General features: G+C 70.0%; 6 protein-coding genes and 1 pseudogene. All 7 read right to left on the reverse strand.

Features of this window, described 5'->3' with window-relative positions; genetic code table 11:
• Positions 1–145: 145 nt before the first annotated feature.
• Positions 146–1302 (reverse strand): annotated as a pseudogene (locus ACFQ4H_RS19505) (FAD-dependent monooxygenase).
• Between the two features lie 158 nt (positions 1303–1460).
• Positions 1461–1667: a hypothetical protein gene (locus tag ACFQ4H_RS19510; protein WP_377572428.1), complete on the reverse strand. Its 207-nt coding sequence runs from the start codon at positions 1665–1667 to the stop codon at positions 1461–1463.
• Between the two features lie 82 nt (positions 1668–1749).
• Entirely contained in the window at positions 1750–2295 is a 546-nt protein-coding gene (locus ACFQ4H_RS19515) for a hypothetical protein (protein WP_377572429.1), read from the reverse strand.
• A gap of 125 nt (positions 2296–2420) precedes the next feature.
• On the reverse strand, positions 2421–2804 hold the full coding sequence (locus ACFQ4H_RS19520; protein WP_377572430.1) for a hypothetical protein: 384 nt from the start codon (positions 2802–2804) through the stop codon (positions 2421–2423).
• Between the two features lie 127 nt (positions 2805–2931).
• Entirely contained in the window at positions 2932–3684 is a 753-nt protein-coding gene (locus ACFQ4H_RS19525; RefSeq protein WP_377572431.1) for a hypothetical protein, read from the reverse strand.
• 421 nt (positions 3685–4105) lie between these two features.
• Positions 4106–5020 (reverse strand): replication-relaxation family protein, encoded by a 915-nt coding sequence (locus ACFQ4H_RS19530; RefSeq protein ID WP_377572432.1) that lies wholly within the window; start codon positions 5018–5020, stop codon positions 4106–4108.
• A 213-nt stretch (positions 5021–5233) separates the two neighbouring features.
• Positions 5234–7034 (reverse strand): type IV secretory system conjugative DNA transfer family protein (locus tag ACFQ4H_RS19535; protein ID WP_377572433.1); only part of this gene is annotated, 1801 nt, incomplete at its 5' end.

Consider the following 7034-nt stretch of genomic DNA (forward strand, 5'->3'; position numbering starts at 1 on the left):
GTCCTTTCGATGAGAGATGCAAAAGAGAGCCTCCGGTCGATACGGCGGCGGCGGCGGCGGGGGCGGCGGGGGCGGTGCGGCCTTCGGGGCTATTGCTGAAGGGGCGGGCGGGTTCGGTGGGGCTCTTGCCATGGGAGACAGAGGTCTATCGGGTGCCGAGGCCGAGCTTGTCGCCGATGACCGGGCCCTGCTGTACGGCGGCGACCGCAGTGGGCAGGTGTCGGCGTTGCCAGCCGTGCAGGGCGGTGGGCAGGTCGGCCCTGTAGCGGCGGTGCTGGGTGAGCGCGACGGCCAGGCCGGCGGCCTGTTCGATGCCGTTGTTGGCGCCCCGGGCGGTGTGGGGGCGTACCGGGGCGAGGGCGTCGCCGAGTAGGACGGCGTGCCCGTCGCCGACCGGCCACACCATGCGGGTGGGTGGGTCGATGTCCAGCACCGGTACGGCCATGCGGGTGGCGGTGGCGTGCACGACCGCCGCGTGGTCGGGCGGGAGAAGGTGGTCGGCGTGCTCGTCAACGTGGCTGCGGGCGGCCGGCTGATGTGTTGCGGCAGGGCGAAGACCCGACGAGTGGGTTTCGCCCCGAAACGCTGCTCGGACTCGGCCTCGCTGCAGCCGAGGTAGAACGTCCAGTCGCAGCCGCCCGGCACCGGCGCGATGTTGAACTGCGCGCCGGGGCAGGGTTCCAACCGGACGAAGTCCCGCAGGTCGGGCTGCGGGGTGCTGGTCGCGATGCCGCGGTGGGCGACGTAGCCGGCGTAGTGCAGCTTACGGCCGGGGTCCAGGATTCGGCGGCCGATCGAGGATCGGCCGTCGGCGAACACGACCAGGTCGGCCGGTTCGGTGCGCCCGCCGGCGAACTGCAGGATCGGCCGACCGGCATGGTGGGCGAGGCCAGTGACCCGCATTCCCTTGCGCAGGACACCTGCCGGGACCCGGGCGGCCAACGCGCGGTGCAGCAGGGTCCAGGTGGTGTTCCGGCCGGGGTAGGTGCGCACGACGGTCTGTTCCGGCTGGCGATCGCGAATCGCGACCTGCAAGATCGTTTCCGAGTCGTAGGCGATGAACTCGCGCTGTGGGATGTCGAGGCGGTCAAGCACGTCGAGCGTGGCGTGTTCCAGACCGATGAGCCCGCCGCCCAGCGGGGCGGACGCTGGCGTGGCTTCGTAGACGGTGACGTCGAAGCCGGCGTGCAGCAACAGCAGGGCGGTCACGGGGCCGGTCAGGCTGCCGCCGATCACGGCGATGTTCAGCCGGCGGATGCCGCCGCCTGCGGTGCGGGCGGCCGGAGCAGGGTTCGACTCCATGGGGGTTCCCTTCTGGAGAGGGCAGGAACCCGGGCACGGCCATACGGCCGTGCCCGGGGGTGCGCGATGTGCGCGGGTCGGCCGGGCAACGGCCAAGTCGTGCGAGTGCGGTGGTGAGAAGTCCCGGCGGGCCGGGGTTCAGCCGGCACCGGAGGCGGTCAGCGGGCGGGGCTCGCCAGCCCGGTGAGGATTGTGCGGGCGCGGGCGATGAGCCGGTCGGCCACGTCGGTGAGGGTTCCTTCGTCGTCGGCGTACTCCGGTATGTTCGGGTGACAGCTGGCGCGGGTGGCCCAGGTCAGGGGCGGGGTCAGGACCTCGGCGACGGCCAGGCACTGGTAGAAAACGCTGTCGCGGCGGATCCGCATCCGCAGGACATGCCGTCGATGTGGTGGACGCGCGTGAGGATGCAGCGACTTAGTTCGTCCGCGTCGAAGCTCTTGTCGACGATCACCGGGGATCTCTTCCCCTGGAAGAGGTATAGGGCGGCCGTTGCGCGGGCCGGGCTTGGTGGGATGCCCCAGCCCGGGGCGTCCGGCGGGACCGCCGTGCGCGGCGTCGGGCGACCGACGGCCGCAGTCCGGTGTTGGTTTCGGCGTCGAGCGTGAACATGTCGAAGCCGGCGGCGTGTCCGGCGCGGAGCAGGTCAATCAGCCTGGCGTCGTCGAGTAGCGCGATCCGTGCCTGGATCGGGTGGTGGTGGCGTAATGGGTCGCCGAGCCACTCGGTCCAGGTGATGCCGTGGCCGTAGCGGCGACCGCGATACGTGCTGCGGAACGGTTCCGCGTTGATGTTGTACTCGGACAGGCTCGGCTGGACGTTCCCGTCGATATAGAGGCGGTCGTCGAGGCTGCCGCTGCAGTCGCGCATGAGGTGCAGCGGGGGCGGAGCGTCGGTTACGACGTTGCCGTCGATGTCGACCCGTTGGCGCGTGCTGATCGCGGTCTCGGCCAGGTGCAGCACCGTGGCCAGGTCGAACCAGAGCCGTACAGGCATGCACGGTCATCCCTTCAGGTGTCGTGAGGTTGGTGGGTGGAGCCGGCCGGGCAGCGACACGGGTCCCTTTGTGTGCGAGGGATGGTGTGGCTGGCCCGACCGGTCCAAGCGGTACTGTCGATGTGTCAGAGGCGGTGCGGACGTGCGAACGCGCGGACACCGATGATCGATCCGTCCAGGTCTCGGACGGTGTTGTGGCAGACCAGCAGGTCGTCGCGGTCGTACGCGGCAAGGCCGACGACCAGGGACACCAGGTAGTAGGTGCCCTCGACCGGCGGCGGCAACGGCGGGACGCCGTTGTTGGCCGCACCGAAGGCGACTCGCTCGACAGGGACGCCGAGATCGAGATCGTCGGGTCCGACGACGCGTTGCCCCAACCTCGCCGGTTGGTGCTGCGTGGATGGTGTGATCACGCGCAGCGGCGTGACGCTGCCCGGCTCGATTCGATCCGGAGTGTCACTCGGAAAGATTTGGACAGGGTGCGGCGTCAGGTTGACGATTTCCGCCATGAGGTTCCTCCGATCATCGTTGGGTTGGAGTGGCTATTCGGTCCTGCCGTGGGCGGGACCGGTCGGGCCGCAGCGAGGTCCCTTTCGGGTTCAGGGGAGGTCGTCTGCTGGCCCGACCGGTCCGTGGTCAGGAGTGGTGCAGGGTGACGGCGAACAGCCGCTGGGACGCGTCGAGCGAGTCCAGGTAGCGGGCCGCCCGCTCCAGGTACGTGATCCGGTCGGCGAAGAACGCGCTGGCCGGTTGCAACCTGTCGCCGGCCTCAGTGAGGAAGGCGTCGGTGCACAGTGCCCAGAGGGCGTGGTAGTTGGCGTACGCGCTGGCACCGGCCTGGAACATCTCCAGGTCGCCCAAGTCGAGATGACCCGGACCGTACGTGGCGGCGTTGTACATGCGCATGGCCTGCACCCGCGGCTGCCGGTTGAACTCGGCGGTCGCGGTGTCCATCGGATACGCCGACGGGTCGGACAGGTGCTCCTGCAGGAAGTTCGGCCACGGGGTGGCGGCCTTCGTTCCCGCGACGACGCGGGCCCAGTGCGCGTGGCGCACGGAGGCCCCGACGTAGGCACCGTGGCGCATACCGGCCAGGTCGAGCAGGCGGATGGGCCCGCCCGCGCAGTACCGGGGTCCGGTCTTGGCCTTGCGCAGGTCGATGAGCTGGCGGCGCTGCCACGGGTAGATGGCCGGGGAGGCCCAGTACCGGGGGCAGCTCGTACCCGAGACACCGAGGTGGCGTTCGAGTTGCCGGGTGCTGTCGAGCACCTGGGTCAGCTCGTCGGAGACGCAGACGATCATGGTGCGAACGACTGCTTCCGGGATGGCCACGGAGGCCGTGGTGACCGTGGTGGTCGGGGTGGCCGCGGGGGCCGTCTTCTTGGCCATGTGGGCTCTCCTTCGGGGTTGGGCGTGCCGTGGGCACGCGGAGGTAGCCGGTCCACTGGGTACGTGGGTGCCGGCTGGTGGGTGGGTTGCGGGTGGTGCGAGGTGGTAGGTGCGACCTTCGGGGTTCGTCGCGGGCTGCTGGGCCGACCGGCCGCAGGGGCGGGTGGGCGTCAGGTGCCGGGATGCGGCGAGTGGGTCCGAAGGTGGGACCTACCGGGGTGGAGATATATAAAGGTGAAGTGGTGCCGAGAACCGTAGCGGCCTGATCTGTCAGCGCTGGGAGCGCCGCAGATCCTGTAAGGGCCGCTGAACTGCACTGTCAGACGTGAACGACGGTCAAGGACGGCTACTCGCCGGCTCCTGACAGATCACCGTGATCTGACAGCGGGGTATGTGGTTGGACAGCTGTGGTGCGTGTCTGTCAGAGACGCGTATGGGCGACCTGTTCGGTAGGCGGCTCGGGATCGTGGCGGACGAACCGGTTCGGGTTCGTGGCCGCGTACGGGCCGTGGTCGCTGGGGAGCTCGTGCAGGTGGAGGAGCCGGTCGGGGTCGCCGGTCAGTGTCCAGACGCGCCCGGCGGGATCGGTGCCGTGCACGGCGGTCGCGATCGGCATCGCGGCCGACGTCCCGGCGAGCGCGTCGAGGATGTTGCGTTCCCGGCCTCGGCTCGGCACCCGGAACAGGACTGGGTAGCGGGGGCCGAAGGCGGTTACCCGCTCGTAGGCGCGCAGCTTGGCCAGCACCCTTGCGAGGGGTTCGGTGCCGTTGTCGTGCTCGAGGAAGAACCCGACCGTGGCGTCGCCGACGGTCCACACACCGTGGCCGTCAGGTTGGACCCCGGCGCCGCCGTAGGCGTCGGTGGCGTGCTGCTCGGACCACCATCGGTCCAGCCGCGCCTGCGGGTTGCTTTTGGCGTGGGCGAGCAGGTCGGTGAAGAAGTCGTTGACGCCGAGCAGGTGGCGCAGTTTGCGGCTGCCGATGATGCGGTCGGCCCGGTCGCGGCTGCTGCGCGGTGGCTTCGCCGCCGTGTTGTCGGGGTCGTGGTAGGCGTTGCGGTTGAGGAGCAGGCCGAGCGGCCCGAGCGCGTACAGGTACTGGGTGGAGCCAGCGGCGGCGGTGTCGACGAACCGGTCGACGGCCTGGATGCGGTGGAGCAGGGTCAGCCGCAGGCGGGCGCTACGACCCGACGGGAACAGGGCCTTGGTGATCTGACAGGTGGACAGCAGGTAGTGCTCGGCGAGCCAGGACAGCAGGAGCCGGTCACGGCAGGTGAGACGACGGGTATGCAGGTACGGGTCGGAGGAGGAGGGGCGAGACGGAAGACGGCTGGACACGACGGGGTTACCCCTTGGGGAGGAGAGCCCTCCATACGGAGGGGTGTCTGAGTGGGGTTCGACCACAGTGGTCGAACGGCAGGCCGTAGTGCGGCAGAGACAGGCCGTTACCGGTCATCTGTCAGCTCGTATGGGAGATCGAGGTGGAAGGGGCAGTGGATCCCCACACGGATCCCGCTACGGAAGCCGACGCCTGTCGCGGTGATAGATCGGTCAGAACAACTTTTTGCCGCCTCTGCGGCGTCGGTCGTCCGGTTTCTGGCTGTGCTGCTTGACCAGGGCGTCGATCGCGGACGGATCTTGAGTACGTACTGCCTCGGCGGCCTGCTGTCGGATCGTGGTGGCCTCGCCGACTACCGGTAGCGGCGGCCGGGTCCGCATGGTGAACGCGGCGGTCTGCCGGCCGTCCACGACCAGGCGGGCGACGGCGGTGTACGCGTCGAGGTGGGCTAGGTCGTGCTCGTCGAGTTCCGGCAGGGTGTGCCGGGCCAGGACCCGCGCGTCCTCCGGCGCCACCGAGAAGAAGATCTTGTTGCGGGCGTTCGCGGACACGGCGGCGAGGAGCTCGCGGGGGAACTGGGCGAGGTCCTGGTGCGCGAGGGTCATCGCGAGGCGGTACTTGCGGGCCTCGGCCAGCATCGTGTCCAGACTCGCGGCCAAGGTCAAGAAGTTCTGGGCCTCGTCGAGATAGATCGAGCAGTCCCTGCGCCGGTCGGCGGGGATGCTGGCGCGGGCGGTGGCGGCCTGCCACACCCGGGCCAGGATCAGGGAGCCGAGTAGCCGGCTGGTGTCCTCCCCGAGTTCGCCTTTCGGGATCCGCACCAACAGGACCCCGCCGTCGAGGATCTTGCCCATGTCGAAGCTGGACTTGGGGTAGCGCATGGTCTTGCGGACGAAATCCCGCAGGAGGAAGGCGCGTAGTCGGGCCAGGACGGGGCCGATGACCTGGGAGCGCAGCGCGGGGGACAGTTCGTCGTACCACTGCCAGAAGCCGTGCAGCCCGTCCGGGTCGTCGAGGTCGACGGTCATCGACGACCGGAACTGGGCCGAGTTCAACAACGGCGGGATGTGTTGGAGGGTGACGTTGGCGTGCCGCAGCAGGGTCAGGCACGACACTCTCATCACGTCGTCCATCCGGGGTCCCCACGCCTTGGAGAAGATCGACCCGAAGATGCTGACGAGGTTGTCGACGACCAGATCCGGGTCGTCGCCTTCGAGGGGGTTCATCGCGGGCGGGTTGGGCTGGGCGGGGTCGAACAGCACCACCTTGTCCGCGAGGGTGGCGGGGATCCGGTCGAGGACGTCGAGGACGAGGTCGCCGTGCGGGTCGAGCACGATGGTGCCGCGGCCGGCCTTGATGTCGTCGAGGATCAAATTGGCGAGCAAAGTGGTCTTGCCGGAACCGGTCTGGCCGACCATGTGGGTGTGGTAGCGGGCGTCCGGCACGGACAGGGCGACGGCGTGGCCGCCGACTTCGGCGTCGCCGAGGACCTTGCGTCCCCGCCCACCGCCGGGTACGGCGACCGGGACGGGCATCGACTTGGCGCGGGCCCGGTCCAGGCCGGGCACGGCGAGGTCGCGGGGCAGTCCCGCCATCCCCGCAAGTTCCGGGGCGCTGGTGAGAAAGCCCGGACCGAGCCGCCGAGTGGCCAGGACGGCGACGGGGCGAGACATCCGGGTGCGGTGGGCGAGCCGGTTGCGGCTGGCGTAGACGGCGAACGAGGAGGCGACAGCGTCGGCGACACCGCGCAGCCGCTGGTAGGGCAGGGTGCCGTCCCGGTGGGCGCGGGAGGCGACCGCGTACCGGATGCCGGTCTCCCACAACTGGTGGGAGGTCTTGTCGAGGATCGCCCGCACGTCCCGCTCGACGGTCGGGTCCCGGCGGCTGGCCGGCGCCGCGCTGCTCTGGTGGCGGGTGCGGCCGGGCAGGAAGATCTCGATCAGCTCGGTCAGCGGCCCGGCCAGGTTGACCGTGGGTACGGCGGTCTTGCCCTGCCGCAGCCGCCCGGCGGCG

This window comes from Micromonospora sonneratiae (genome assembly GCF_042679305.1).
GTDB lineage: Bacteria > Actinomycetota > Actinomycetes > Mycobacteriales > Micromonosporaceae > Micromonospora_H > Micromonospora_H sonneratiae.

What these genes read in the sequence shown, in the direction of transcription:
- ACFQ4H_RS19525 (WP_377572431.1), bottom strand. Translation starts at nt 3,684, where the DNA reads ATGGCCAAGAAGACGGCCCCCGCGGCCACCCCGACCACCACGGTCACC.
- ACFQ4H_RS19520 (WP_377572430.1), bottom strand. Translation starts at nt 2,804, where the DNA reads ATGGCGGAAATCGTCAACCTGACGCCGCACCCTGTCCAAATCTTTCCG.
- ACFQ4H_RS19515 (WP_377572429.1), bottom strand. Translation starts at nt 2,295, where the DNA reads ATGCCTGTACGGCTCTGGTTCGACCTGGCCACGGTGCTGCACCTGGCC.
- ACFQ4H_RS19510 (WP_377572428.1), bottom strand. Translation starts at nt 1,667, where the DNA reads ATGCGGATCCGCCGCGACAGCGTTTTCTACCAGTGCCTGGCCGTCGCC.